At 63.3% G+C, this 26,987-nt stretch carries 29 protein-coding genes and 2 pseudogenes; 10 read left to right on the top strand and 21 right to left on the bottom strand.

Annotated elements, in window-relative coordinates:
- From QTI33_RS34535 to QTI33_RS34565, 7 genes are all read left to right on the top strand, one after another.
- On the top strand, positions 1-541 hold a 541-nt coding region (locus tag QTI33_RS34535), incomplete at its 5' end, for an ABC transporter ATP-binding protein C-terminal domain-containing protein (RefSeq protein ID WP_286511161.1).
- A gap of 1 nt (position 542) precedes the next feature.
- The gene (locus QTI33_RS34540; protein WP_286511163.1) at positions 543-1,256 is read left to right on the top strand and encodes an ABC transporter ATP-binding protein; all 714 of its coding nucleotides are present in this window, start codon (positions 543-545) and stop codon (positions 1,254-1,256) included.
- 28 nt (positions 1,257-1,284) lie between these two features.
- Complete coding sequence (locus tag QTI33_RS34545) at positions 1,285-1,839, top strand: MarR family winged helix-turn-helix transcriptional regulator (protein ID WP_286511165.1); 555 nt, start codon at positions 1,285-1,287, stop codon at positions 1,837-1,839.
- Positions 1,836-2,792 (top strand): PDR/VanB family oxidoreductase, encoded by a 957-nt coding sequence (locus QTI33_RS34550; protein ID WP_286511167.1) that lies wholly within the window; start codon positions 1,836-1,838, stop codon positions 2,790-2,792. The genes QTI33_RS34545 and QTI33_RS34550 overlap by 4 nt, the downstream gene beginning before the upstream one ends.
- A 30-nt stretch (positions 2,793-2,822) precedes the next feature.
- Positions 2,823-3,929: a Rieske 2Fe-2S domain-containing protein gene (locus QTI33_RS34555; RefSeq protein WP_286511170.1), complete on the top strand. Its 1,107-nt coding sequence runs from the start codon at positions 2,823-2,825 to the stop codon at positions 3,927-3,929.
- 25 nt (positions 3,930-3,954) lie between these two features.
- Complete coding sequence (gene fdhA, locus QTI33_RS34560; protein ID WP_286511172.1) at positions 3,955-5,151, top strand: formaldehyde dehydrogenase, glutathione-independent; 1,197 nt, start codon at positions 3,955-3,957, stop codon at positions 5,149-5,151.
- 96 nt (positions 5,152-5,247) lie between these two features.
- Complete coding sequence (locus QTI33_RS34565) at positions 5,248-5,817, top strand: MarR family winged helix-turn-helix transcriptional regulator (protein ID WP_286511174.1); 570 nt, start codon at positions 5,248-5,250, stop codon at positions 5,815-5,817.
- A gap of 27 nt (positions 5,818-5,844) precedes the next feature.
- On the opposite strand, the gene QTI33_RS35250 is transcribed toward QTI33_RS34565, so the two are convergent.
- The 4 genes and pseudogenes from QTI33_RS35250 to QTI33_RS34580 form a co-directional block, all read right to left on the bottom strand.
- Complete coding sequence (locus QTI33_RS35250) at positions 5,845-6,198, bottom strand: amidohydrolase family protein (RefSeq protein ID WP_353506377.1); 354 nt, start codon at positions 6,196-6,198, stop codon at positions 5,845-5,847.
- Positions 6,199-6,362: 164 nt separating this feature from the next.
- Positions 6,363-6,926: pseudogene (locus tag QTI33_RS35255) on the bottom strand (amidohydrolase family protein); the annotation flags it as partial.
- Positions 6,923-7,375 (bottom strand): annotated as a pseudogene (locus QTI33_RS34575) (cyclase family protein); the annotation flags it as partial. The pseudogenes QTI33_RS35255 and QTI33_RS34575, both read right to left, overlap by 4 nt.
- 16 nt (positions 7,376-7,391) lie before the next feature.
- A complete protein-coding gene (locus tag QTI33_RS34580) occupies positions 7,392-9,047 on the bottom strand; it encodes a TIR domain-containing protein (RefSeq protein WP_286511177.1) in 1,656 nt (551 codons plus the stop codon).
- 413 nt (positions 9,048-9,460) lie between these two features.
- On the opposite strand from QTI33_RS34580, the gene QTI33_RS34585 reads away from it, so the two are divergent.
- On the top strand, positions 9,461-9,679 hold the full coding sequence (locus QTI33_RS34585) for a DUF6988 family protein (protein WP_286511179.1): 219 nt from the start codon (positions 9,461-9,463) through the stop codon (positions 9,677-9,679).
- Between the two features lie 115 nt (positions 9,680-9,794).
- Here QTI33_RS34585 and QTI33_RS34590 read toward each other — a convergent pair whose 3' ends face one another.
- The 17 genes from QTI33_RS34590 to QTI33_RS34670 form a co-directional block, all read right to left on the bottom strand.
- Positions 9,795-9,995: a hypothetical protein gene (locus QTI33_RS34590; protein ID WP_286511181.1), complete on the bottom strand. Its 201-nt coding sequence runs from the start codon at positions 9,993-9,995 to the stop codon at positions 9,795-9,797.
- A 247-nt stretch (positions 9,996-10,242) separates the two neighbouring features.
- Positions 10,243-10,566, bottom strand: coding sequence for a hypothetical protein (locus QTI33_RS34595; protein ID WP_286511183.1), 324 nt, complete (start codon positions 10,564-10,566; stop codon positions 10,243-10,245).
- A gap of 161 nt (positions 10,567-10,727) precedes the next feature.
- The gene (locus QTI33_RS34600) at positions 10,728-11,090 is read right to left on the bottom strand and encodes a hypothetical protein (RefSeq protein WP_286511185.1); all 363 of its coding nucleotides are present in this window, start codon (positions 11,088-11,090) and stop codon (positions 10,728-10,730) included.
- Positions 11,091-11,492: 402 nt separating this feature from the next.
- Positions 11,493-12,356: an alpha/beta hydrolase gene (locus QTI33_RS34605; RefSeq protein WP_286511186.1), complete on the bottom strand. Its 864-nt coding sequence runs from the start codon at positions 12,354-12,356 to the stop codon at positions 11,493-11,495.
- An 8-nt stretch (positions 12,357-12,364) separates the two neighbouring features.
- Positions 12,365-13,339, bottom strand: coding sequence for a Bug family tripartite tricarboxylate transporter substrate binding protein (locus QTI33_RS34610; RefSeq protein WP_286511188.1), 975 nt, complete (start codon positions 13,337-13,339; stop codon positions 12,365-12,367).
- A gap of 154 nt (positions 13,340-13,493) precedes the next feature.
- Positions 13,494-14,471 (bottom strand): Bug family tripartite tricarboxylate transporter substrate binding protein, encoded by a 978-nt coding sequence (locus tag QTI33_RS34615; RefSeq protein ID WP_286511190.1) that lies wholly within the window; start codon positions 14,469-14,471, stop codon positions 13,494-13,496.
- Between the two features lie 45 nt (positions 14,472-14,516).
- Positions 14,517-15,074: a carboxymuconolactone decarboxylase family protein gene (locus tag QTI33_RS34620; RefSeq protein ID WP_286511192.1), complete on the bottom strand. Its 558-nt coding sequence runs from the start codon at positions 15,072-15,074 to the stop codon at positions 14,517-14,519.
- 15 nt (positions 15,075-15,089) lie between these two features.
- Positions 15,090-15,890, bottom strand: a complete 801-nt coding sequence (locus tag QTI33_RS34625) for an alpha/beta fold hydrolase (protein ID WP_286511194.1) — start codon at positions 15,888-15,890, stop codon at positions 15,090-15,092.
- 9 nt (positions 15,891-15,899) lie between these two features.
- Complete coding sequence (locus tag QTI33_RS34630; RefSeq protein WP_286511196.1) at positions 15,900-16,715, bottom strand: hypothetical protein; 816 nt, start codon at positions 16,713-16,715, stop codon at positions 15,900-15,902.
- A gap of 230 nt (positions 16,716-16,945) precedes the next feature.
- Complete coding sequence (locus tag QTI33_RS34635) at positions 16,946-18,061, bottom strand: LLM class flavin-dependent oxidoreductase (protein ID WP_286511198.1); 1,116 nt, start codon at positions 18,059-18,061, stop codon at positions 16,946-16,948.
- Positions 18,062-18,082: 21 nt separating this feature from the next.
- A complete protein-coding gene (locus QTI33_RS34640) occupies positions 18,083-19,174 on the bottom strand; it encodes a flavin reductase (protein ID WP_286511200.1) in 1,092 nt (363 codons plus the stop codon).
- A gap of 1 nt (position 19,175) precedes the next feature.
- Positions 19,176-20,171 carry a Gfo/Idh/MocA family protein gene (locus QTI33_RS34645; protein ID WP_286511202.1) on the bottom strand — a complete coding sequence of 332 codons (996 nt, stop codon included), beginning with the start codon at positions 20,169-20,171 and terminating at the stop codon, positions 19,176-19,178.
- A gap of 14 nt (positions 20,172-20,185) precedes the next feature.
- Entirely contained in the window at positions 20,186-21,178 is a 993-nt protein-coding gene (locus tag QTI33_RS34650; protein WP_286511204.1) for a Bug family tripartite tricarboxylate transporter substrate binding protein, read from the bottom strand.
- 23 nt (positions 21,179-21,201) lie between these two features.
- Positions 21,202-22,929 carry a CocE/NonD family hydrolase gene (locus QTI33_RS34655; protein WP_286511206.1) on the bottom strand — a complete coding sequence of 576 codons (1,728 nt, stop codon included), beginning with the start codon at positions 22,927-22,929 and terminating at the stop codon, positions 21,202-21,204.
- Positions 22,930-22,940: 11 nt separating this feature from the next.
- Positions 22,941-23,276, bottom strand: coding sequence for a cupin domain-containing protein (locus QTI33_RS34660; protein ID WP_286511208.1), 336 nt, complete (start codon positions 23,274-23,276; stop codon positions 22,941-22,943).
- 32 nt (positions 23,277-23,308) lie between these two features.
- Positions 23,309-23,731 (bottom strand): cupin domain-containing protein, encoded by a 423-nt coding sequence (locus QTI33_RS34665; RefSeq protein WP_286511210.1) that lies wholly within the window; start codon positions 23,729-23,731, stop codon positions 23,309-23,311.
- Positions 23,732-23,836: 105 nt separating this feature from the next.
- Positions 23,837-24,778 (bottom strand): LysR family transcriptional regulator, encoded by a 942-nt coding sequence (locus QTI33_RS34670; protein ID WP_286511212.1) that lies wholly within the window; start codon positions 24,776-24,778, stop codon positions 23,837-23,839.
- A gap of 461 nt (positions 24,779-25,239) precedes the next feature.
- Between QTI33_RS34670 and QTI33_RS34675 the strand changes: the two genes are divergently transcribed.
- Together QTI33_RS34675 and QTI33_RS34680 are read left to right on the top strand one after the other, a co-directional pair.
- On the top strand, positions 25,240-26,418 hold the full coding sequence (locus QTI33_RS34675; RefSeq protein ID WP_286511214.1) for an ABC transporter substrate-binding protein: 1,179 nt from the start codon (positions 25,240-25,242) through the stop codon (positions 26,416-26,418).
- A gap of 35 nt (positions 26,419-26,453) precedes the next feature.
- Positions 26,454-26,987: branched-chain amino acid ABC transporter permease (locus tag QTI33_RS34680; RefSeq protein ID WP_286511216.1), on the top strand; the 534-nt coding region annotated here is incomplete at its 3' end.

Consider the following 26,987-nt stretch of genomic DNA (forward strand, 5'->3'; position numbering starts at 1 on the left):
CGTCACGCAGCTCAGCCAGGCCAGGCGAGTGCGCGCCGGCCTCGCGCGGACCTTCCAGATCACTACGCTGGCGCCGCATTTCGCGGTGCAGCGGCAGATCGAGCTCGCACTGTTCGAGCGCGAAGGCCTGACAGGCAGGATGTGGCGCAACGTCGATGCCTACCCCGTACTGCACACGGAAGCCCAGGCCATCCTGACCCGCTTCGGACTGCGGGCACATGCCGCTACGCCAACGCAGGACCTCGCCTATGGCGAACAGCGCCTGATCGAGATGGCGCTGGCCCTGGCGCTGCGCCCGAAGGTCCTGCTGCTCGACGAGCCCATGGCCGGCGTGCCCAAGGGCGATGGCCAGCGCCTGCTGGACGCACTCGACGCACTGCCCGGCGACCTCGCCGTCCTGATCATCGAGCACGACATGGACCTCGTATTCCGCTTCGCCAACCGGATCGTGGTGCTGGCCGAAGGTGCAGTGCTGGCCGACGGCTCTCCCGATGACATTCGCCGCGACCCCAAGGTGCGCGCCGCCTACCTGGGAAACTGAAATGGCCGAATCGATTCTCCAACTCGAGGCCGTGGTCGCCGGCTACGGCCCGACCACCGTGCTCAACGGTCTTTCGTTCGAGATGGCCGCCCAGGAACGACTGGCCATGGTCGGGCGCAACGGCGTCGGCAAGACCACCGCGCTGCGCGCCATCATGGGTCTCGTGCCGCTGCGCAGCGGCCGTGTCCGATTCAACGGCCAGGACGTCTCTGCCCTCGCGCCGCACCAGCGGGCAGCGCTCGGCCTCGGCTACGTGCCGCAGACCCGCGACATCTTTCCCTCGCTCACCGTCGAGGAGAACTTGTTGGCCGGCCTCAAGCGCCGGTCGCGCAGCGCACTGGACGAGGCCTACGCCTTGTTTCCGAGGCTCGCCGAGCGACGGCGCAATGGCGGCGCACAGCTCTCGGGCGGCGAGCAGCAGATGCTGTCGGTCGCACGGGCGCTGCTCGGCCAGCCCTCGCTGCTGCTGCTCGACGAGCCGCTCGAAGGCCTCGCGCCTCTAATCCGGCTCGAGCTGCTGAACGCATTCCGCAACCTGAGCCAGCAGACCGGAATCGCCGTGGTGATCGTCGAGCAGCAGGTCGACGAGGCCCTTGGCTACGCGGAGCGCGCACTCGTCCTCGATCACGGCATCGTAGTCCACAGCGGCGGTGCCGCGGCGCTGCTCGACGACCCCGACACGCTGGAGCGCTGGGTCGGCATGGCCGTGCACTGAGGAAACCAGAGCCATGACCTCTCGTCGCTTGCTTGCTGCCGCCGACCCGCGAGGTGTCGACGCGCCTCCCACTGTGGATCTGGATCGCTATGTCCCGGCCTACCTGACCTGGATCGCGAACAAGCTGTCGCGGGGCGCCTCGCAGCACTACCTGAGCACCTTCGACGTCGGCATCGAAATTTGGCGATGCCTGGTCCTGCTGGCAGTGGAAGGCGCGACTTCTGCGCAGCAGGTGTCGACCGTGATCGGCATGGACAAGGGTTCCGTGAGCCGCTGCTTCAAGCGCATGCAGGCGCGCGGCCTGATCCGCACCGAACTCGACGGCTCCGACGGTCGCCTGCGCATAGCCTTGCTGACGCCCAAGGGCCATCACCTGCATGACCAGATCATGGGCATGGCGCTGGAGCGCGAGCGTGCGTTCCTGTCCGTTCTCGACGCCGACGAAGTAGAGATCCTGCTGGGCCTGATGCGCCGGCTGCACGCCAACCTGCCTTCGGTCGAAGCCTCGACCCAGGCCTATGTGCGTGAGCGTTTCCCCCATGTCACCTCGGCGCCGCAATCCCAATCCGACGAAACACCATGACGAATGAACTGAAGGTCCGCGTCGCCCGACGCATCGAGGAAGCGGAGGGCGTCTGCAGCTTCGAACTCGTGGCCGAAGACAGCAGCGCCCTGCCCGCGTTCACAGCCGGCGCGCACATCGACGTCCACGTGGCACCGGGCCTGATCCGCCAATACTCGCTCAGCAACGATCCGTCCGAGCGCCACCGCTGGCGCATCGCGGTCCTTCGCGAAGCGACCTCGCGCGGCGGTTCGGCCGGCATGCACGAATCCGTCCAACCGGGCGATGTTTTGCGCGTGAGTGAACCTCGCAATCATTTTCCACTGGTCGACGCACCGCGCACGCTGCTTCTGGCGGGTGGCATCGGCGTGACACCGATCCTGGCCATGGCGCGCACCCTGCACGCGCAGGGCCGCGACTTCGAGTTGCACTACTGCGGCCGCTCTGCGGGCCGAATGGCGTTTCTTGAAGAAATGACAGCTGCAGAGTTCGCAGGCCGCGTCTTCCTCCATGCCGACGACGTGCCGGCGCAGAAGTTCCACGCCGAGCAGGTACTGGCCGAACCTGCAGCCGACGGACACCTCTACGTGTGCGGCCCGAACGGCTTCATGGACCACGTGCTCGCCACCGCGAAACTCCTTGGCTGGGCGGACGCGAACCTGCATCGCGAGTACTTCGCGGGCGTGACAACCGCGCTGGCCTCGGACGGCAGCTTCGAAGTTCGCGTCGCGAGCACCGGCCTGAGCTGCCAAGTCCCGGCCGGCAAGACGGTGATCGAAGTGCTGGCGGCGCATGGGGTGGAAGTCCAGACCTCCTGCGAAGCGGGCGTCTGCGGCACCTGCCTGACCCGCGTACTCGAAGGCACGCCCGATCACCGCGACAGCTTCCTCACCGACGCCGAGCGCGCCGCCAACGACCAGTTCACGCCGTGCTGCTCGCGCGCCTTGTCCCCTTTGCTGGTGCTCGACCTTTGATCCGTCCCCATCCCCTCAAGGAGATCCCCGATGACAACGACCTGCATCCCAATCAAGAACGTCACCACCACTGACACCGCAGCCGCAGCCAAGCGCTTTCCGCTCGACCAGTGGTACGTGGCCGGCTTTTCGTCCGAATTCACCGACAAGCCGATCGCGCGTACCTTCCTCAACCAGAAGGTCGTGCTGTTTCGCACCGGCGAAGGCCAGGTCGCGGCGCTGGAGGACCGATGCTGCCACCGCTCGCTGCCACTCTCGTGCGGGACGGTCGAAGGCACCGGCGTGCGCTGCGGCTACCACGGCCTGCTCTACGCACCGAACGGGCAATGCATCGAGATTCCGGGGCAGGAGCGCATCCCGTCCAAAGCCAAGGTCAAGGCCTACCACGTGATCGAGAAGAACCAGATTATCTGGATCTGGATGCCGCGCGACGAAGCGGCCGACCCGAATCGCGCCCCACCCGACTACCCGTTTCACGACGACCCGCGCTACAAGTTCGGCAGCGGCAACTACCACTACCAGTCGCCTTGGCAGCTGATCCACGACAACCTGCTCGACCTGAGCCACCTGGGGTACGTCCACCTCCTCACCATCGGAGGCGACGCCAAGTTGCACATGAACGCGCCGATGAAAGTGACCTCGGAAGGCGACCACGTCAAGGTCGTGCGATTGATGCCCGACTCGTCGCCGCCACCGACCTACCGTAAAGCCTGGCCCTTTGGCGAGAAGTGCGAACGCTGGCAGGAGATCGAATTCGACGTGACCCATCTGCGCATCTGGACGGGTGCGGTGGAGCCGGACACCGACGCCATCGATGACCCCGAGCGCGGCGGCTTCCACATGCGCGGCTTCCACGGCATCACGCCCGAGACCGACGAAACCTGCCACTACTTCTGGAGCATGTCGAGCACCAAGCATCCCGACATGCCCGAGAACATCGACGCCGTGATCCAGCAGACCGCGTTCACCTTCGACGAGGACCGCACCATCATCGAGGCGCAGTACCGAAACATGCTGGAGTTCGGCGAGAAGGCGAGTTGGATCGACATTCACGTCGATGCTGGCGCCAACCGTGCGAGGCGCATCGTGGCAGACCTGATCAAGAAGCAGGCGCCGGCAGAACTCAGCGGTTCCTAGATCCCAACAGTCAAGGAGACAAGTCATGGCCACGAACAGAGGCGTCGTCTACGTATCGCAGGGCAAGGTCGAGGTGCGCCCCATCGACTACCCAAAGCTGCTCAACCCCCAGGGTCGAACGGCCAACCACGGCGTGATCCTCAAGGTGCTGACCACCAACATCTGCGGCTCCGACCAGCACATGGTCCGCGGACGCACCACCGCGCCGGCCGGCCTGGTGCTTGGTCACGAGATCACCGGCGAGGTGATCGAGGCGGGCAAGGACGTCGAGACGCTCGCCGTGGGCGACATCGTCTCGGTGCCCTTCAATGTCGCCTGCGGTCGCTGCCGCCTCTGCAAGGAGCGCCAGACCGGCGTCTGCCTGACCGTCAACGAATCGCGTCCGGGCGGTGCCTACGGTTACGTCGACATGGGCGGCTGGGTGGGCGGACAAGCCGAGTACGTGATGGTGCCGTATGCCGACTTCAACCTCTTGAAGTTTCCGGACCGCGAGCAGGCAATCGAGAAGATCCGCGACCTCACCTGCCTGTCGGACATCCTGCCCACCGGTTACCACGGCGCGGTCACCGCGGGCGTCGGTCCGGGCAGCACGGTGTACGTGGCCGGCGCCGGCCCTGTGGGCTTGGCGGCTGCGGCGTCCGCCCGGCTCCTGGGTGCTGCCGTCGTTATCGTCGGCGACGTCAATCCAGCGCGACTCGTACACGCCAAGGCCGTCGGCTTCGAGACTGCCGACCTTTCCATCGACACGCCACTCGGCGAGCAGATCGCCGCGATCCTGGGCGTTCCGGAAGTCGACAGTGCAGTGGATGCCGTAGGCTTCGAAGCACGTGGTCATGGGCACGAGGGCGCGCAGCACGAAGCGCCGGCGACCGTACTGAACTCGCTCATGGAGGTCACCCGTGCCGCGGGCAAGATCGGCATTCCGGGCCTGTATGTGACGGATGACCCGGGTGGTGTCGACAAGGCGGCCAAGACCGGTTCGCTCAGCATCCGGTTGGGGCTGGGCTGGGCCAAGTCACACAGCTTCATGACCGGGCAGACGCCGGTCATGCAGTACAACCGGGCCTTGATGCAGGCCATCCTGTGGAACCGCATCAACATCGCCAGCGTGGTGGGCGTCAAGCTCATCTCCCTGGACGAGGCGCCCAGCGGCTACGCGCAATTCGATGCCGGCGCGCCCACCAAGTTCGTCATCGATCCTCACGAGCAGCTCAAGAGATAGGACGGCAGCACCGCTGAACCCGCATGCCCGTGCGCGCCCGCGAGGCTGTGCAGCCGGGCCCGCTAAAGTGGAGGCAGCAACTCCAAGTCCTCTCCGATGCCTCGTACCAAGACCCCACCCCCGCGCCGGATCGCCTCGACGGCCGCCGCGGGTGACGTGATCAATCTCGAGAATTACGCGCCTGCCTACCTCACCTGGATCGCCAACAAGCTGTCGAGCGGCGCCTCGCAGGCCTACCTCGCCGCATTCGACGTCGGCATCGAGAGTTGGCGCGTGCTGGTGCTCCTGGCCATCGAAGGCTCGATCTCGGCTCAGAAGGCCTGCGGCGTCATCGGCATGGACAAGGCTTCGATGAGTCGCTGCTTCAAGAGCATGCAAGCGCGCGGCTTCATCAAGATTGCGCTCGATCCCGAGGACGGGCGAGCTCGCATCGCGACCCTTACGCCTGCCGGCCGCGCCGTCCACGACCAGATCCGGGAGATCGCGATGGAGCGCGAGCGAGCGTTCATGTCGGTGCTGACCGCGGCCGAGCGCAAGCAGCTCCTGGATCTGTTGCGCCGCTTGCATGAGAATCTGCCGGCGGTCGAGGTCGCCACCCGCGAACATCTTGGCCGACATCACCCACATGCCTTGCAACGACGCGGGACCAAAGATTCGGATTCCTGAATTCGCCTCCGACCGGCGACATCCACCTCAAAGCAGATGGAACAGCCGCCGCGCGTTGCCGCCCAGAACGGCGGCGCGTTCGGCCGTTCTCCAAGCGGGCGCGACGAGTTCGTGCGGCGCGTAGTGCCCCATGTCGAAAGGATAGTCGGTCCCCAGCAGCACCTGCGAGACCCCAACGACGTCAATGAGGTGGCGCAGTGCATCGCTGTCGTAGACGATGGTGTCGATGTACATCTCGCGCAGATACTCGGACGGCTTGCGCGCCATCGTCTGCGCCTCCGGCCGTACCGCATTCGCGTGCTGCGAGCGTCCCAGGTACGTCGGCAGGTAGCCACCGCCGTGCGCCGCCAGCAGGCGCAGGCCCGGGTGCCGATCCAGCACCCCGCTGAAGATGAGCGTGACAGCGCGATCGTGGTCTCCAGCGGTTGCCCGATCGTGTTGTTGAGGTAGTGTGTCGCGACCCGGGCCCCGAGCGTCGTGCCGAAAGGATGGATGAACACCACGGCATCGAGGCTGGCTGCCGCGGCCCAGAAGGGCTCGAGGCTCGGATCGTCCAGTTCCCTGCCCTCCACCGAGGTGGAGATCTCCACGCCCTCCAGGCCCAGTATGCGCACCGCGTATTCCAGCTGTTCCACGGCAGTCTCGGGATGCTGCAGCGCCACGGTGCCGAGGCCGCGCAGTTGCGCGGGATGCTGCGCACACAGCGCGGCGATGCCTTCGTTCTGGACCCGGACGAGTTCGCGCGCCAACTCAGGCTCCGCCCAGTAGTAGTACTGGTGCGGCGACGGACTGATGACCTGCACGTCGACGCCCATCGCATCCATGTCAGCCAGGCGTTGCGTCACCTGCGTGAGCCTCGGGAAGGCGTGCGGCAGCATGGTCTTCAGGTTGTGCGCAACCGACGCATCGCCCATCGCCTCGCGCATTGCGGCCGGCTCCGCGAGTTTCATCGGATGCGAAGCCACCAGCGCCTCGGCCGGCAGCGTCGTCACGTGGCAGTGGACGTCGACCGCGAACAGCCCCGCGGGCCCGGGGCCGCCCGTGGATCGCTCCCCGCCTGCCGGGCAGCGAGGCGAGCCGCCACGTCCGCAGAAATGCAGCCAGTTCATGGCGCCGCCTGCAGCCGCTCGTCGAAGATGGCCGCCGCGCGGATCCAACCCGCCGAAGCGGCGCGGATCTTGTGCGGGAAGCACGAGATGTGAAAGCCATGAGGCGGAAGCGATTCAAGGTTGTGCAGCTTCTCGAGATGGCAGTAGCCGATGTCGCGTCCCGCCTTGTGGCCCTCCCACAGCAGGCTCATGTCGCCAGTCTCGGCGAATTTCGGGGCGGTGTAGGTGAACGGCGCATCCCAGCTCCACGCATCGGTGCCGGTCAGCCGCACACCGCGCTCCACCAGGTACATCGTGGCCTCGTAGCCCATGCCGCAGCCGGCATTGACGTAGTCGTCGTGGCCATAGCGCGAGCCCGCACGCGTGTTCACCACCACGATGTCGAGTGGCGCAAGCGCGTGGCCGATGCGTGCGAGTTCGGCATCGACTTCGGCGGGAGCGGTGGCGATCGAAAGCGCTCAGCTCTCACTGTGGCAGGAGCCTGCCGTTTGCGAAATTCCTCTCCGTTCGCTGGCCGTTGGCCGCGATGATCACGAAGTGGCCATCGGGATTCCCGTCGACGAAATTGCCCGACATGCGATTGCCGTTCGCATGGGTCAAGGTGCCCCTGCCGTTCGGCTTTCCGGACCTGAATGCGCCTTCGTACCGGAAGCCTTTTGAAGTGGAAGTCGCAACGCCGTAGCCCTCGGGCTTGCCATTGACGAAGTCGCCGACATACCGTTCATCCGCCTCGATGCGCGTGCCTTTTCCATTGGGCACGCCTGCCCTGAACTCACCGTCATAGATCTGGCCGTTGGGAAGCCTCACGACACCGCGCCCCACCGGCTTGCCTTTTTCCACGCTGCCCCGGTACGAGGTACCGTCGGCAAGGTCGACGGTCACGACGCCGTAGGTCCTCCCATTGCGCAGTTGGCCCCGGATGGTGACGACCTTCTTTCCATCCCTGAACTCCTCGTACACGCCCGGGCCTTCGGCCTTGCCGTTGATGCACGCGCCTGACCAGGTGATGGTCTCGTTGGGCTTAGGTTGCGGATTTTCAACCTTGCAGCCCCGGGAATCGGCGATCCAGTTCCCGGCGCGCTTTCTCGCAAGCGCAACGAACCGACCCTTGGGGTACTTGTCGAGATAGGCCTCGAAATCCGATTCGTTGCTGCTGTTCTTGATGGTGTCCCAGTACGCCAGCTCTACCGCGTCGGAAGTGGCCTTCGACGGTGGTACCGCCTGCGCTTCCCGGCTTTCCGTCGGCGGCCTGGGCGTCGGCCCGGCCTTCGCGGCCCGGGCTGGCGCTGCGGAGTCCGGGTCTGCGACGGGCGGTGCGGCCGGCGACGTCAACGCTGCCGGCGGCCGCGTTGCAGGCGGGGACGGCACCTGCGGCGGCGAAGGGATCGAGGGCGCGATCACGACGGCTGCCGGCGCAGGCGGCTCGGGTGTGGGTGGCGGGGGCGCCGCCTTGGCTTCCCGGGCGGCCTGGGCCGGCGCTGGCGCGACGACGACGACCGGAGGGTCTCCGCCCGTCCCTGTCAGCCGGACGGGTTGAACAGGCCGCAGCGTCCAGGCTGCGATGCCTATCGCGGCCACCGCGGCAAGCCCTGCGGCTGCCACGCCATACTTCCGCCCCAATGGCCCTGCAGGTCGGCCCGCCGGCGGTGGGCCGCCATTGCCTGCGACGATCATCTTCAGGGCGTCTGCCAGACGGTTGCAACTGTCCTCCCAGGCGCGATCCGGTATCTCGTAGTTCTGGCGGTCGCACAGTTCCTTCAGCGGTCCGGGCAACGCATTACGGTCGGGCATGAAGGCACCGCCAACCAAGGTCGGGATCACGCGCACGTCCCGCTCGAGCGCCGACGCGATCTCCAGCCGGATGAAATCGCCGGGATCGTCCAGCCGGCGGGTACCGTCGCTACCGACCGTGGTGACCCAGTTGGGGCCGATCAGCGCGATCAGCGCATCGCAAGATGCGACGGCCTCGCGGATGTAGTCGGCGAACTTGACCCCCGGCGGGATCTCCTCGACGTCCATGAAGATCGTGATGCCGGGCAGCCGGCGCATCAGCGAGTCGTGCAGGCGGCCGGCCCATCCCGTAGTGTCAGCACGTCGGTAGCTCAAGAAGATGCCGGCCACGATCGATCTCCTGTTCACTCCCCGTGCGCTCCCTCCAAGGGGAAGCATGTGAGCGCTATGGTACGGGTCGTACCGATGGCGCACATCCTCCGGAGGGAGGACGTGGTGACTTCGACGACCCCACGGCCCCCCACCGTGCTGATGGCTGGCACCGGCCACTTCTCCGTGATCCGCACGCCGTGGGTCGAAGGACTGCCGACCCATTCGGCCACGGTCGAGGCCCCGCTGTGGGACGAGGTGGCACGAGATCACTGCCCTCTTCGTGGCCCACACCGACACGGGCAGCGGCATCGCCATCGACCTGGCCGCGCCGCGAGCGGCGATCGACCGGGCCGGGCTTCCGATCCTCTTCTTCAAGAAGCCGTGCTGCGCTTAATCCGCTCGGCCAGTTCAACAAAGTCCAACGCAACGCTTTGAACTCCTTCATCCACGGCGGCATTCACGCACTGCGCCGTCACGAGGGGGGCTACCCGGTTCAGATGGTGCGTCAGCTCGTGGAGTGCTCGAACGGCCTGGTGACGATCGGCGCGATGATGCTGGCCATCCTTTCCGGAGACACCGTGCTCATGCGCCGGATGAACCGGGTCCATGAAGGGTTCGAGGACTGCATCACCCCGATGCTGCCGACCTGATCGCGACCCAGTACACGTGGGCAACGCCCGCTTTAGCCCGTATCGCGAGCCGCTACTGCCAGCCGGGCTAGTCGAAACCGGGGCCTGTTTGGTGACGGCACGCGGCGGCCACGGCCTACCACTCGCCGATTTCGCGGACGCAGTGATCGAAATCGAGTTTCTCGAGACGCTCGCGGGCGCGCTCGCCGTCGCGGTGGCGCTGCCCGGTCATTGTCCCGAAGCCGTGAACGACGGCCTGCACGACCGGGTTGCGGGGCTTGGAGGCTGGCACCGCGTTGCGGTTCGCCGGCCGGCGATGGCTGGTGGTGAGCCGCATGTGCTTCCTGCAATTAATTGAATAAGGGCCTAACGGATCAGCCACCGATATGGATGACCGCGGTGAGTACTTTCGATGTGGTGGCGCGCCCCATCCATCTCAGCCCCGCGGGCGATCTGCTTCCTGGGTGGTACCTTCAGCGAGGGACTCCAGAAGCACTCGCTCTTGAGACTCCTCGAACTCTTCGAGGATCTGCTGGCTGCGGGGATAGGTCAGCGCCGCCAGCAGGTTTGCCTTGTGGTCTTCGTCAATGTGCGCGACGACGGTATTCGTGGAACGTTCGGGTGTTGATGAGGTCGTCCAGGCTGAGTGCGGACACCGCCTCGACCAGCGACGTGTCCGTGGCATTCGCGCAGCCCCAATAGCCGTACTGCGCGGTGGTGGCGATCCACTGCTTCTCGTCGCGATCGACGCCGAAGGTCTCGGAGATCGCACCGACGAGCGCCTGGCGCTGTTCGTCGGTGAGGAATCGCTCGCGGTCCTTGCGCACGCGCTGCACCAGCACCCCGATTGACATGCGCAGGTATTCCGCATCGCCGCCGGCGGGCGCAAGTTCGCCGAGGGCGGCCATCACAGCATCGGTCGCCCTCTCGTTAAGTCCCCAGCTGCTGGGGCCTTGATTGCCAGCGGACGGGATTCGGAATGGATTGCGGTCATTCTTCGGGCTCGGATGGAGGTTGCAAAGGCGCCCGGCAGCGCCACGCGTCGATCAAAGGGGTTTGCGGGTGATGATCAACCGGCCGGCACGACCATCGCCTGGCGGTCCAGTTCTCCGACGTCGTCGGCGAGCACGCATCCGTAGTCCCGATGCATCGTCCAGGGGGGAAGCATCGAGGAGACGAACAACCTCGCCGTGGGTCGCGTCAAAGTTCGTCGAGCAATCCTCGCCGTGTTGCGCTTTCCATCGTTGAAGATCAGCGCGCCAACCTTGTCGCCGGGCTGAAAAGCCAGGGCCTGCGCCGTGGCCACCAGCTTGCGCTGGTGCCGCATCGCCTCAACGGCACTTCTCGCGTAGTACACGTCGTAGCCAAAATCGCCTCCGTCCACGCGCTCGGTGTTGCGCGCGTGTAGGAAATCCTTGAACTTTTCAGTCACGCGACTTACTCTTCAGTGAAAGTTCAGTAAATCGCAGATACCGGGCAAGTTTTCAGTGCGTTCTGAGCCCCTGGAGTCTGTGTCCCGCCCGGGGCAGAACCCCGAGGTTGCTGCGCTCATCGCACATTTGGGGGACCTCCGCACTATCGTTGGAGCCCTTGAGGCTCGCTCTTCCTTAACCTGCAAGGCAACAGTGGCGAAGCTGGTGCCACTTCGATCCGCGTCTGCTCCAGGATCGCCCTCCACCGCGCTCACTCAAGCGTCGGGCTGACCTGCCCCGTCGACCAGTAGGCAATGGTCACATTCGTCTTCCCCGACGCAGGCGGAGATCTTTGCCGCTGGCGTACTTGTCGGTCCGGAGTTCGGCCTCAAGCGCCCGGCCAAACGCATGCATGACGGTTCTCAAAGACAGGTTTGAGCCCAAAGCGAGATGCGCATCGCGTATTCCTCTGCGATCCACCCCGGCTCCAAGTAGTGGGTCGCCCCTTCCACCCAGTGCAGTTCGCGCGATGGCGCGTTAGTGAGTGCGTCGTGGATGGCCTGTGCATTCGGAGGAAGGGACACCTCGTCCTTCATGCCGTGAAAAACCGCGGTCGGCACCCGCACCTTGTGCGCGTGCTTCAACACGCTGATGTCGGTCACGTCCGGTGAGCCGAACACGTTGACGAAGCCACGTGCAGTCATCCGGACCCAGCGACCATTGAAGATGTTCTCATAGGTGACCATTTCCAGCGGCCTTCCCTCCTCCACCAGCGCCACGGCACAGGCGATTGTCCGATCGAACCGTTCCAGTCGGTCGGCGTCCATGTAGTGCGTGGACGCCTCATAAGGCGACTTGATCGCGGCGATCAGCCCATAGGCCCGTATCGCCGGCTCATCAGTATGGGTCAGATAAAGGCACGAGCGCGCGCCGCCTAGGCTGGTGCCCAGGAGCACGATGCGGTGAAAACCGCGACGCTTCGCCTCGGCTACGGCGGCCCCCACGTCCAGGATCGCATCCTGCAGTCGCGGATCGGTGAAATCGTTCGCAGTCCGCATGTTGATCGCCATGAACGCTTGACCGTTGGCGTTGAGCCGCGCAGCCAGCGGGCGGTAATCATGCGTCCCAGTGAATGAGCCATAGAAGCCCGGCACCAGGATGACGGCGGTGTCCCCGCCCTGCTGCGGCTCCCACACCAACGCGTGAAGCCACACGCCATCTTCCGTCCGGTAACGTGTGAACTCGCAGAGGCGAGCAGCAGCCGCGGAGTCAGTCGGTTCGCTCATGGTCTTTCCTACTCAATGATGATGTTGTGCTTCTGGATAAGACGGCGGAAGGATCCCGATTCCGTATCCAGGAACTTCTTGAAATCGGCTGGTGATGCGGTCGGGTCGAGCATCATGCTGGCTGCCTTGAGCTGCGCGCGCAGCTCAGGGTTCTCGCTGGCCTTGGAAGCCAAGACGACCAAGCGATCGACGATCGCGGGTGGCGTTCCAGCAGGCAGGAACAAGCCTTGCCAGTTGCCACCACTGGAGTCCTGGAAGCCCTGCTCCGGCATTGTGGCCACGGCGGGCAGCTGCTCCAGGCGACTGTCGCCGGAGACGGCGAGCGCAGTCAGCTTGCCATCCTTTACCAAGGGAAGCGCGCTCGACAGGTTCAGGAAGTTCAGGTCGACGAGTCCCGCTAGATTGTCGGTAAGCGCCTGTGGGCCCCCTTTGTACGGCACGTGAATCATGTCGATACCCGCCTGCTCCTCCAGCGCAAGGAAGTTCAGGTGCGCCAGGCTGCCGTTGCCGGCCGACGCATAGCTCACCTTGCCCGGGTTCTTGCGGGCATAGTCCACCAGTTCCTTCACGTTTTTCGCCGACAGTTTGCGCGCCGCCACCAGCACGCCGGGCACAGTCGCGAGCCGCGCCACCGGCAGGAACGCCTTCTCGATGTCGAACTTTGCCTTGCCTGTCACCGGAAGCAGCGCGTTGGTCGCCGGGTTGCCGACCAGGATGACCGTGCCGTCCTTCGGAGCGCGGCTGACGTACTCCATGGCGATCAGACCGTTGGCTCCCGGCTTGTTCTCGACGATGAAGGTCTGCTGTGCTTCCTTGCGCAGTGCGTCGGCATATAGGCGCGCCACCGTATCGGTGGCGCCGCCGGCTGCGTAGGGCACGACAAGCGTGACCGTCTTCGATGGATACGCCTGTGCGGCGGAATACATCGGCAAACCGGCGGACAGGGCGGCCCCAATCAGGGCAATGGCAAATCTGCGTTTCATAGGTCTTATGTCTCGTTGTACTGGTAATGGGTAAATTCTCTTCACGGCCTGCTGCACTCGAGCCAGCCCGCTTTGCGTCAGGGTGCGCGCTTCTACAGAAGAATGGTATCGGGCTGAATCCTCCCGGCCGTCGGACGATGGATGCGCACCTTCGCTACTCCAGACGGATGTTCGCGGCTTTCACGACTGCGCCCCACTCTTGGTACTCTGTACGGCAGAGCGCAGCGAATACCGCGACTGAGGATCCAACAGCGGACACCGATAGTTCGGCAAGCCTTCGCTGAACGGATTTGCTGCGCAGCACTGTCGAAATCTCGGCATTCAAGCGTTGGACCACCTCTTTTGAAACGCCCGCGGCGACATGGATGCCGTGCCAACCGGGTGCATCGAACCCAGGGAGTAGTTCGCTGAGGGCCGGCACGTCGGGCAGCTCCGGAATCCGGCGGGCGGTGGTGACCGCAAGCGCGTGCAGGCGGCCGCTGCGCGCCTGGGGCAGCGCCGTGGTAGATGGCTCTAGTGAGAGTGGTATCTGTCCAGCGAGAAGGTCAGACATCGGAGAACCCTTGTACGGGATGTGGTTCAGCTTGATGCCTGCGCCGTGCGCGATCATCTCCATGCGCACATGGGACCCGGTTGCAAGTCCAAGGGAGCCGTAGTCAATCGTACCCGGCTTCTTCTTGGCTTGTTCAAACAGCTCCCGAACTGACTTGAAAGGAGCGTCACGACTTGCGACGAGTACCCAAGGAACGTTCGTAAGTTGGGTCACGGGCTCGAAGTCCCGCAAGGGCTCGAAAGGGAGCTTCGGATACACGTGGGGCAGAACGCCCACAATGGAGTCCACGGTCATCAGCATGGTGTGGTCGTCCGCGCCCTTGAGCGCGCTGGCGCCAATGATGCCGCTCGCCCCGGGCTTGTTGTCGACGATCACCGGCTGACCCAGCGCAGCCGAGAGCGGCTCCGCGATCATGCGCGCAACGACATCAGCTGAAATTCCGGCAGGGAACGGAACGATGAGCTTGAGGGGGCGTGTGGGCCACGCGGCTTGTGCGTGCCCTGTAGGGAGGAAGCCGGTCGCCAATGTACAGGCCGCTCCCACGGAGAAGCGACGCCTGGTGATGCACGCTTTTGGCATTTCACAGAGTTCCTAATGATTTTGGGCCAGTTGACCGTCAGGCGCTTAGGCCTTGCGCATCTCGAACGCATTGAGCGTGTAGGCAACGAGTGCGTAGTAGCCGATCACGCCGACCGCCTCCACCAGGGCGGTTTCGCCGAGCAGGTGCAAAGCACGTTGGTAGAGCTCGTCCGGCACCTTCTTCTTGATGACCAATTGCCGAGCGAATTCCGCCAAAATCCGTAGTCGCGCGGTTGCTAGGGGCGGGACCTCGTCGGTGCGGATCGCGACGATGACCTCGTCGGACAAGCCAGCGCGGCTTGCAACCGGTTCGTGAATCTCCTGCTCAGCCGGACAGTCGTAGTGCGCCGCCACATGCAAGATGAGCAGTTCGCTTTCCTGCAGCGAGAGGCTGGTGCCATAGCGACAAACCGCGCCGAGTTCCTGGGCGGGATCAGCAAGTTTCGGCGCCAGCAGCCATGCGAGAAACGGGCCGTCAGCGTTGCCCCGAGTAGCCAGGACCTTGGCATGAATTGCCGCTTGCTCGGGCGACATCTCGAGCGTGGTTGGCAGGTGCAGCCTCGAGCGCTTGGGCAGTTTTTTGTCCGTCGATTGCGGTGTCATTTGCTTCCCTCGTGTCTACGATTGAGGTGCTTCGCTCGCGACAAAACTTGTCCACGCTTCGACGAAGTCATTCGGGCACTCCACCGCAGCCTGGTGGGCCGCGGGCAAGCGCACGAACTGCGCGCCTGTGATCGCTTGCGCCAAGCGGGAGCTCTCCGCCGGAGGTATCGCCACGTCTAGGGCGCCCGCCAGCACGAGCGTCGGCAGGGTGATGTCCTTAAGGATGTCAGCGTGGTTGAGGTCGCGGATCGCTGCGGCACAACCAGCAAAGCCTTCGACACTGGTTTGACGCGCAATGCCACGAAGCTTTTCGACCATCGCGGAGTCCCTGATCTGAAAGTCCGAGGTAAACCAACGCTGCAAGGTACCCTCTACAAGCGGGTCGATGCCTTTCGCGAGCGCTACGTCAATCCGTTGTTGCCATACGGCCGGATCAGGTTGCACCGCCGTCGTGTTGGCCAACGTGGCGCTGTGCAGACGCTCGCCAAAGCGGGCCGCAAGCTGCTGACCGATCATGCCGCCAAGCGAGGTTCCAATGAAGTGCACACGGTCAATGCCGAGCACATCCAGTAGATCGACCGCGTCTTGCGCAAGTTGCTCCATGCAGTAGGGCGGCGCAGTTGAGGAGGTGGCTCCATGGCCGCGCAAGTCATACCGCACCACGCGCCACCGAGGCGTCAGCGCACGCACGACGGGCTCCCACATCTCGTGGCTCGTGAGAATTCCATGCGCAAGCATCACCACCGGTGCTTCAGGTGGTCCTTCAGCCACGTAGCTGACGTCAAGATCGCCCACGCGCACCATGCACGATTTCATCTTTGCTTCCTACCGCACGGTCCTGCGTACGAGAACGAGGTTGTCGAAGACGAGGTTTTGACTCCAGATCCATTGAGCGCCGGTAAAAGCATCCCGAAACTGTGAATACGACACCAGTGCGGGACTGATGCCGACTTGCTCATCAGTGAACGTGAATGCCTCAGGCCAAGGGCTGTCATTGAACTTCGGCTGCTCCCAGCCGGCAGGCATGGGGTAGTGAACCGCGTAGCACTTATCCTCGCAAGTCGGCATCTTCGCGAGGGGGTGCGTCCGCCCAAGTGACGCAGTGTTGTGCAAGTTGCCCTGCTCGATCACGTCTGTTGGACTGTTCAAAGGCGCGATGTAAAACGACTGCGCCCGCCAGGTTGAGTCGGTCACGACGCCATCGCTGAACTTTGCGATGAATCCACCGTCCCCGGGCCACCACTTGTGGTTTGGCGGAAACCACTCCATGCCAAGCCCGAGCTTCTCCTCCCAATCGACCAGCTTTACGGCGTAGGTATAGGGTTTCTTCGCGCGAAACCGCACGATCGCCGAGTTGAAGGGCGTGTAGGGCGTGGGATCGACCGCAATCAGCTTTCCATTGACGTAAATCTCAAAGTAGTTGTCTGCAACGACGAAACCTGTGACAACTTCGCCATCAGGGTCGACCTCCACGACAGGCGCCTTGCTGATATCAACATCGGCGCGGCGCGCCGGTTTGGCCTGTTCGCACTCGTTGTAAAGCGGAGCGGGCTGAGGCTGACTACCGATGGCCGTCTGCGCTGGTACCGTGATCGCCGTGCCATCCGTCGCCGTGATGCGTCCGAGGGCCGCTTTGCGCAAGAGCGGATACTCCAACGAGGCCCGGCATCCGGTATTTAGTTCGGTGCTGACGATGGTAGTGGCGGGGCCCTGCGTGACATGGCGAGCAGGCCCGGATCGCGGCGCAAGATTCGAGCAGGAGGCAAGAACTAGCGAGCAAGCAAGACCTCCGACCGCGCGCCGGATTGACGAGCGCGGCGGTAGCGCCATCACACGATCATCTCTATTGACTTCAGGCCGTTTGCATGTGGTCATGCGACGGCCCTTTCCGAACCTGCTTCCGCTGCAATCGCCGCATTGACGCGCGGCATTACCTCCTCCGCCATCAGCTGCATCGAGCGTTTGCTCAAGGTTGGGTCAATCCAATCGTGACACGCATACATCAGCGTGCCGAAGTCGCCCACTTGCTCGCGGAAGGCGAGTATCTGGTCAACGACGCTGTCGACAGTCCCCGCAAGCACCAGCTTGCTCGTCAGATATTCGGGTGTGATCTCACTGTCCGGTTGGCTCTGATCCACCTTGAACAGGTTGCCTCGGCCGCCGCCCACGAGCTTTCTGGCCAACTGCCGAAAGTAGAAGTGGTACGGGCCAGTCGCGCCTCTCCCGTAGCTCTGCGCGGTCTTCTCATCGTCAGCAACAAAGATCGATTTTGCGACACGCCATTCCGAAGGTTGCGCCACAGCGCCAACGGCAGTGCGTCCTTCCACATACTTCGGCCAGTGCGTCTTTACCCACTCCGGCAGGAGAAAGTTCGCAGAGATGGCCTGCCAACCGCGCCTCGCCATTTCGGTGACGCCTTGCGAAAACGGCGCTACAGCGGTGCCCACGATGCGCGGATGCGGTCGTTGATAGGGCTTGAGGATCAGGCCCTGACCGATCTCGGGGATCGCCGTCTTCACGGTGGAGACGTTGAAGAACTCTCCCCGCAAGTCGATCGGCCCCTCGCTCTCCCAGATCTTCAGGACCATGTTGATGCTCTCCACGAACATCGCGTTGCGGTTCTTCTGGAAGTTGCCGAATACTTCCGCGTCGGACATCAGGCCCCCAGGACTGATGCCCATGATGAATCGACCTTTCAGCATGTGGTCCAACATCGCCACCTGCGATGCAATCGCTGCCGGGTGGCTGTTGGGCATGTTGATAGTGCCGCTGCCGAGGACAATGTTTTTTGTGTCGTGAGCCAGCGAGGCGAGGAACATGAGACAGGACGTCACGTTCTCTGCGAGATCGGTCACGTGTTCTCCCACGAAGGCCTCGCAGTAGCCGAGGCGGTCCGCCAGGAGGATCGCTTCGCGGTCTTCCGCGAGCGTTTCGGTCGCGCTGCGCCCAGGTGGGTGCAGCGGCATCATGAAGGTGCCGAGTTTCATCTTGTGCTCCAAAGCAGAGGTTCAGGGGTTGGAAGAAGCGGAGCCGATCCGCTGGGAGATGCCGGCGGAACAACGCCGCAAGCCGCTCACAAGCTTGCCGTCCGGACCTGTGTCGAGTCGTTCGCGCGAACCGATCGCCGTGAGTGCTAGAACCATGGCGCCGTCGGCGTCGAAAACGGGGACGCTCACGGCACTGATACTTTGGCCGTAGAGATCAGCGAACTCGTCGGTCCCGACCAAACGCACGTAGCCATCGGTACGAAATAGCTCCAGCTGTTGCGGCAGGCGCGAGGGATCAGGGTAGAAGCTCCCCCCGGCATCCTGCATAAACTCAGCGTCAACAAACGGCGCGGTGGTCTGGCGAGGCAGCCACGCGGCGAATGCAAGTCCCGTTGCAGAAGTGAGCACCGGCAGGACGAGGCCTGTACGCAGGTTGTCACTCACCGGTTTGGACGCCTCTTCCCACCGCACTATGGTGGGTCCGTGATTGCCCCAAACCCCAAGCCCCAGAGTTTCGTCGAGCTCGTCCGAGAGTTCGGCCATCGCCCTGGTTGCGATCCGCACCGCCTTCAGGCGGGCAATGTTTGCAGTGCTCTCCACTCCTACTGGACCAATGTCATGGGGCTGCGCTACAAGGTAACGACCACCGCCGAATACTAGAGGCTGCCGGCCATGGCGCTGGACGCGCTCGACTTCGCCGATGAACACGACGTGGTCCCCGCCTGGATAAGCGTGCACCTTGCGGCATTCGAGATGAGCAGCACAGCCCGCGAGTAGGGGAACGCCCCCTAGCCCCGTTTCGACCATCGTGTCGGCAAACTTGTCCGCTCCACCTTTTGCGAATCGGTTGGAGACGTGCACCTGGTCGTCGGCCAGGATGTTTACGGAGAACCGCTCGCAGTCACGGAAAACTGGATGACTTGGCGCGTTGAGCGATTGGCTCCACAAGATCAATGGAGGGTCAAGCGACACGGAACTGAACGAGTTGGCTGTCAGGCCATGAGGCTTGCCCTCCGCATCGACTGTCGTGATGACGGTCACGCCGGTGACGAACGAGCCAAGCACCTGCCTCAACTCACGCGCATCAAAGGAGCGCTGCGTGTCGGTGGTCATGTCAGCCCTCGACCTTTTCGATGCCGCCGCTAAGCGCCGAGCGGAAGATAGCTTCCAGGGCGCTCACGTTGGCGATCATCTGTTCGCGTGGAACCGGGTACGGTGCCTGCCCGGTGGCAGCGTCGGCGAACGCTTCCAGGTTGTGAAGGACGGCGGGAGCTGGCGCGATGTCGACGGACTTCGCCGGTTCTCCTCGCAGGCAAGTGGTCAGGGTCCAGCCTTCGGGCGCCTCGGGATGCGTCTTGTCCCGCACTTCGGCCCAACCGGCTGAGCCATACACTGCGAAGCGTCCTGCAAAGGGCGTGGCCAGAATGGCGCTGATCAGCGCATGCCCGCCTCGCTTGAAAGTGACGAGCGCTGCTAAGGTGTCGCCGTTGGTAAGCGGACTGCCTAGTTGCTTCACGCTGACGTGAACGGTATCCGCCTCGCCGAAGACGCCCACAGCCAGGTCCAGCAGGTGGATGCCGGTGGCGGTCATGGGACCTGCGGGGGCCTCCTTGCCGGACAGTCGCCAATTGCTGCTATCGAGCGCGAGGAACTTGTCTTGGCTGAAGTTCGCCTCAACCTGCAGTGGCGTGCCCAGCGCGCCGGCTTTGACAAGCCGCATCACCTCGAGAATGGGAGGCTCGAACCGCTTCTCGTGGCCAACGGCAAGTGCGACCCCAGCGCTCTCGACAGCCGCGACCGCTTCGAGCACATCAGCACGAGTCATCGACAAGGGCTTTTCGCAGAACACATGCTTGCCTGCTCGCGCAGCCTCGACTATCTGTCGTGTGTGCTGGGAGTGAGGCGTACAAAGAACCACCCCTTGAACATTCGGGTCCTTGAGTACTTCGTCGAACCCGGTCGAAAAGCGGATACCGCGCTCAGTTGCGAAACTTTCCGCCAATGGACTTACGTCCGCTACCTGCACGACGCGCAGCTTCTCGCTGCTTGCCAACAGGTCAACGATGATGCGACCCCACCATCCGAGCCCAATGACTGCTACGTTCAACATGATTGATCCCTCCCTTAGTTGGTCAGAGCAGCCTTGTGCTCTTTGACGATCTCGCCCCAGCGAGCCGTGTCTGCAGCCACAAACTTCGCGAACTCCGCCGGGCTCTGGCTAGGTGCGGGCACGATCGAACGTTTCAGGAACGCCTCGCGCACTGCTGGTTGTCGCAATACCTTGCCCACAGCTTCGTGCAGTCTGATGACGACCGCCTCGGGCGTACCGACCGGCACGAAGAGCCCTTGCCAAGCGTCGGTGCCTACGCCTGGGAATCCAGCTTCGGCCATCGTCGGCACCGAAGGCAGTTCCGGTAAACGCGCTTGTGAGGTGACCGCGAGCGCCTTCAATCGACCCGCCTTCACCAGTTCAGAAGCCGAACTCACATTTGTGAAGGCCAGTTCGACCTCCCCCGCTACGAGGCCCGTGATGAACTGGCCCGCACCACCTTTGTAGGCCACGTGGGTCATTTTCAGTCCGGCGGCTTTCTCGAGCACCAACATGTCGAGCATCGCGTAGGAGCCCGCTCCGGCGGAGGTATGGTTCACCTGTCCGGGATTCTTTCGGACGTACTCGACAAGTTCCTTGACGCTATTGGCGGGTACCTTGGTCGAAGCGATCAGCAGACTCGGGATCGTGGCCACAGAGGACACGGGAATCAGATCGCGCAATGGGGCGATCTTTAGCTGGTCCGCGTAGGTCCACTGATTGATCGCATTGGTTGAGATGTTCCCGAGGAACACCGTATACCCGTCCGGAGGGGATTTGGCGGCCGCCTCCATTCCGATGTTCCCAGCCGCGCCCGCCCTATTTTCGACAACGACGGCTACACCGAGTTCTTCCGCCAGTGGGTTGGCAATCTGGCGTGCGACGTTGTCGCTGGCGCCCCCAGGGGCGAATGGAACCACGAGCTTCACCGGCTTGTTGGGCGTCCAGGCCTGTCGCGCGTCCTGCGCCTGCGCGGCAAACGCTGTGGCCAGCACCATTGCGATGGCAGTTCTTCTGGGTATGGTCATCGTTTGTCTCCATTTATTTTTGTTTATGAAATCACTGGTAGCAGCACATGCGCCTGCCCGGCTTTGAAATGAAGCGTCACGGGGGCTCCAAATACTTCTGGCGGCCTATCGCGCGGATCGTCATGCAGGAACGGCCCGCAACCGCGTAGCTCGTTCTTGAAATGGCCAAGGCGTTCTCCGGTTTGCTTCGCAAACTCATAATCCCGGCCGCGGACTGTCAAAGCGATCCTGTAGCCCGCTGGCACCACGATGCTGGTGGGCAGGATCTCGACCCGAAGGTCGACGGGAGCGCCCGGATCCATTGGCTGCTTCTCGTCATGCGTGTGGTGAGGCCGCCATGGCAGCGAGAGGTTCGGGTCTTCCTTTCTGTGCGAAGCCCGCAGCCAGCCTTGGCCGATGGGCGTATGGGGGTCGATCGCGCCTTGAAATGTCACTTCGCGAAAGTCAGGGGTGAACACCCGCAACACGAGGAACAGGTCGGCGTCCGCTGATGCAGAGGACACCTTGAGCGAACATGCAGATGGCCCCGTGATCTCCGTACTCCGCTCGAGTGGAGCCGATACGAAGGTCACACCGTCGCCATCAGGCGTGTATGTGATTTGCGCGTCCTCTGTCGGAGGTTCTGTGCTCAGGCTCCCGTCTTGGCCGTTTAGATAGAACTTCGTCCAAACCGTGCGCTCGATGGGCCATTGCAACTCTTCGCGCTGCGTGAACCCGTCCACACCTCGCACCTGCAACAGGACAGGAGGACGCTCATCCCATCCGTTTTTTTCGCCCTTGAGGAAGTGACCAAAGAACTGCTTCTGAAGCGCAATGCCATAGTCAGTATAGAAATGGGTCCAATGCTCGTCGCCGTGTACCTCGAGCCATTTCTGCCGCGACCCAGCCTTCAGGTAGCCTTCCACGTTCCCGCGCAGGTGCAACCCTTGACCGCCCCAATTCGCAGCCGACAGCAACGGCACCTCAATTTGCTCCCATGCGGGTGTTCGCTCCCGGTGCCATTCGTCGATCAGCGGGTGAGCCAGGATGTCGTCGCCGAAGTCGGAGCGATTGGCTTGCAGTTGTGCGTCGGGCATCGTCGCCGGCCCGCATACGAGATCACCGGTGACGCGGCTTTTCGGTCCGCGCAGGCCGAGGCCATTCTGCACGGATTTGACCTGGATGTCGTACCAGTTCGCCCAGAATGTGCTGACGATGCCGCCGTGGTGGGTGGCGTCTCGATACCAGTCGGAGGAGCCTTCCCACACGCACATGGCAGCAAGATGCGGAGGCTTGCACGCGGCTACCAGCCACTGGTTCATGCCGAAGTACGACACCCCGTTCAGTCCTACCTTTCCAGTGGACCACGGCTGGACGGCAGCCCATTCGATTGATTCGTAGTAGTCCTGTGTCTCACGTGGCGAGAAATGGTCCACGTAGCCCGGCGATCGACCGCACCCACGGGAATCGACGCGCACGACAACGTAGCCTTCTCGAACCCACTTTTCCGGGTCGACCACTTCCCAGCTCTGGTACTTGTTGGTAGAGCCATGGGGCACGTCGGGATGGCCAGCGACCATCTTGTTCCAAGCACTTGGATAGCCATCCTGGAACGCCAGTCCCTTGGCATACGGCCCGTAGCTAAGAAGCACGGGGTAGCTGCCTTCCTTGGTCGGTCGGAACACGTCAGCACGCAGAACGGTTCCGTCACTTGTCTCGATCGGGACGTCCCAATCGATGTTCATGTTGTCGGCCACCTGTGATCGCTGCATCAGGCTATCCCTCAGATGCGATGGCCAACGCCGTCGAGCACGCTCTTCGCGCTCACGACGTCGGAGTCTTCGATGGCGAGCACGCCATGCGGCACATTGGGCAGCATGTGAGCCGCTTCACCCGGACCCAATTCGTAGTCCTTGCCATCGATGGTCATCACCATCCTGCCTTTGAGCACGATGAAGATTTGCTCGTGCGGATGCAAGTGCGTGTGGGCGCCCTTGCCCTTCTCGTAGGAAAACACACCTACCTCGATGGCCTTGCCAGTGATCAGGCGGCCGAACGCGGTGGAATGCTTGGGAGTGACGAACTCGGGTTCGATGTCCTTCAGGGAGTAGACCGGCATGTTTGTCTCCGCAGTTTGCTATCGATGGGGCTTCAGCTGCCCGTGTACTTGATGCCGTGCAAGCCGTGGGAGGTGTCCTTGCACGTGAAGAACACGCAGTCGGCGTCCGGCGTGGCGCCTCCTTGGTGGATGCGATTCGCAGGGATGTAGATCAAACCTCCCGGTCCGACCTTGTGCACCTGGCCATCGATGCGCATCTCGAAGTGGCCTTCGAGCACGTAGATCCACTGCTCGTTGGGGTGGCTATGCGGGTCGCCGATCTTGCCGGCCGGGGCGCGCATCAGAGCGACGATCATGCGATCGCCCTCAACGCACCCCCCGAAAACGGGTGAATAGTCCGGGCCGCCCATGATCTGGTTGACGGCGGCGAAGTTGAAGACGTATTCGCCGGCGCCGGCGCGCTTCGCGCCGGGCGTGATCGCTTCGGCGACTGGGTTCTCGGTTGCGTTGCTCATGTTTGACTTCCTGGGTTGGTATGCAGGAAGTCTAGGAACCCTGAGGCCAAAAGAAAAATTATTAGATCTTCACGAACCCATCAGAAAACATGAAGACCCCCGGGGTCACTTGGCGCCCGGTTGAAGCCGCTTGAGGGCGATGGCGTTGAGCCGGTCCGCGTCGATCTTCAAGAACTCTAGGAAGGCGCTGGCCGCCGGAGATAGCGACCTCCGGAGCGGTTCAATGCAGCTGAAGTCAAGCCACAGGCCGGGCTTGGCCAAGGTGTTGATGGCGAGCTGTCGGTTCTGGATTTCCTCCACCATCATGATGGCCGGCAAGATGGTGCGCCAGTCTGTCTTCTCCACCATGTCGAGCGCGGTGAAAATGACATCAAGCTCAAGTTCGCGTGTGGGCCTGACACCTGCCTGCTGAAAATAGCGCTCAAAGGCCTGGCGGCGTATGTTGCGAGGGCTCGGCAGAATCAGCTTAAGCTTCTCGATCGTGCCAAGTTCTGCTGGCTTCAGGTGAACGGCTCCGGTCCCGGGTCGGGATACGAGCACCTCCGGCGTGCGGAGAAAAAAGCTGCGCCGTACACCAGCATGCTCCAGCAACGTGGGAACGATCGCGAAATCCACTTCTCCCGCGTGCACTTGCTGCGCCAAGAGGCGGCTCGGGGCTTCAATCACGCGGACTCGCACGTTTGGATGCTTCTCGGTGAACTTCGTCAGGGCCGGCGCCAGTGCACTTCGAGTGATGGTCGCCATCAGTCCAATCGACACTTCCCCCTCCAACTTTCCCTTGTACTGTTGGACATCGCGCGCCGCCGCTTCGTACTGGCGTAACAGCTCAACGCTCGCCCGATAGTAAGTTTCCCCTGCCGGCGTCGGCTGCATACCCCCGGAGTCGCGCAGGAACAGAACGACCCCAAGGCCCTGCTCCAACTTGCGGATGTGCTGTGACACACCGGACTGCGTTGCGTGCTCGCGTTCCGCTGCGGCCGTGATTGAGCGCTCTTCGTAGACAGCGACAAAGAGTGAGATGTCTGTGAGTGACGCGGCAAAGCGCATTTATATCTGTCTCCAATGTGCCGGGATCTGGCGCCGCACCCCAGCTAGCCCCGCGACGGGCAGGATTACTCCGAATGGATAGCACGAGGACGGCCACATAGTAGTGCGAACTGGCGCACCGCAGCGTCCTGGGGAGGGTCGGTCCGGCGCAAGCGCTTGCACGCTGTGCGGAATCGCGACTCGGTGCTGTGGCGCAGCGTGGGTAACTACTTCGCGATGCGGAGCGTGCTCCCGTGCTCCTAAGAGAACTTGCAGAGGTGGCGCGGTCTTACCCTGACTTCTTCTGAGGTACGTCGCAACTGGACTTGAGCGCCCTCTCCTGATGCACGGTTCTGTGCCACTACCGCGGGTAAACGCTATGTAGTTGGTATTGCAACCAGTTGCGATTGCAATGAAAATTCAATGGACTCGAAACGAGCGATCCGGCCGAGCCTTGAACGCAACCAATCTGGAGACTCACAATGAAACACAACCGTCGTGCTATCGCATGCGCGCTCTTCGCCTCCGCCACTCTGGCGTTCGCCTCCCCCCAGGCCGTGGCACAGGCGGTCAAGGTCGGCATCATTGGCCCCTTCTCGGGTCCGTTCGCGCACTACGGCACGCTCTTCAAGGCTGCTGCGGAAAGTTACGTCGCCAATCAGGGCGGCAAGCTCGCCGGCAAGGACGTGGAGTTCATCTATCGAGACACCGGCGGACCCAACCCCGCTCTGACCAAGACCCTGGTTCAGGAACTGCTGGTCAAGGACAAGGTCGACTACCTGGGCGGCTTCGTGTTCACGCCCAATGCGATGGCCGTTGCGCCTCTGATCCAGCAGTCCCAGACGCCCACCGTCATCTTCAACGCCGCCACGTCGTCCATCACGGAGAAATCCGAGTACTTCATCCGCACCAGCTACACCTTGTGGCAAGTCACCGTGCCGGCCGCGCAATGGGCGGCCAAGAACGGGATGAAGAAGGTCGTGACGGCCGTCACCGACTATGGCCCCGGCATCGATGCCGAGACGGCATTCAAGAGCGAGTTCACCAAGCAAGGCGGCACCGTGGTCGAGAGCATCCGCATGCCGATCGCCACCACTGATTTCGGACCCTTCGTGCAGCGCATCAAGGCGAGCGGCGCGCAGGCGGTCTACACCTTCCTGCCGGGCGGCCCGCCGAACCTGGGCTTCGTGAAGGCGTACAACGAGAACGGCCTGGCCAAGGCCGGCGTGCAGTTCCTCGGCTCGGCCGAGACCGACGAATACGACCTGCAGAAATTCGGCGACGCCGCGCTGGGCCTGACGACCGCCTTCCACTACTCGGGCGCGCACGACTCGCCCGAGAACAGGAAGTTCGTCGCCGCGCTCAAGAAGCAGGACCCCAATGCGGTCGCCAACTACGCATCGGTCGGCGCCTGGGACGGCATGTACGTGATCCAGAAGATGATCGAGGCCACGGACGGCAAGAAGGACGGCCCCAAGGCCTTGGCCGCCGGCCGTGCACTCAAGTGGGAGAGCCCGCGCGGGCCGGTCAGCATCGACCCGAAGACGCGCCACATCACGCAGAACGTCTACCTGCGCAAGGTCGAGAAGTCCGGCGACCAACTGGTCAACAAGGAACTGCAGAGCTTCGGCCCGCAGACCGACTTCGGGCTGGAGAAGTAAGCAAGCGCGGTCATCGCCACGCTTGAAGTCTCACCGTGAACACCTTTCTCAACATCCTCATCGACGGGCTGGCCTACGGCATGGTGCTGTTCGTCATTGCCGTCGGGCTCTCGGTGACGCTGGGCCTGATGCGCTTCGTGAACCTGAGCCACGGCGCCTTCGCCATGGTCGGGGGCTACTGTGCGGCGCTTCTGACGCGCGAGGCCCAGTGGAGCTTCTGGCTCGCCGTGCCTGCCGCGATCCTGGCGACGGCCCTGCTGGGCGGCGTGTTCGAGGCGCTGGTGCTGCGGCACCTCTATCGCCGCAAGGAACTCGAGCAGGTGCTGTTCACGATCGGGCTCAGCTTCGTGCTGATCGCCGCCACCAACGCGCTGGTCGGTCCGCAGGTGCAAATGATTCCGCTGCCGCCGCTCCTTGCAGGCTCGGTCGACCTGGGCTTTCGCACCCTGCCGGCCCAACGCCTGCTGGTGATCGGCGCCGGTTGCGCGGTGGCGGCGCTGGCCGCATGGACAGTGACGCGCACCCGCTTCGGCATCTGGTTGCGTGCGGCCGTCGACCACAGCGGCACC

The organism is Variovorax davisae (assembly GCF_030316845.1).
In the GTDB taxonomy this organism is placed as follows: Bacteria; Pseudomonadota; Gammaproteobacteria; order Burkholderiales; family Burkholderiaceae_C; genus Variovorax; species Variovorax davisae.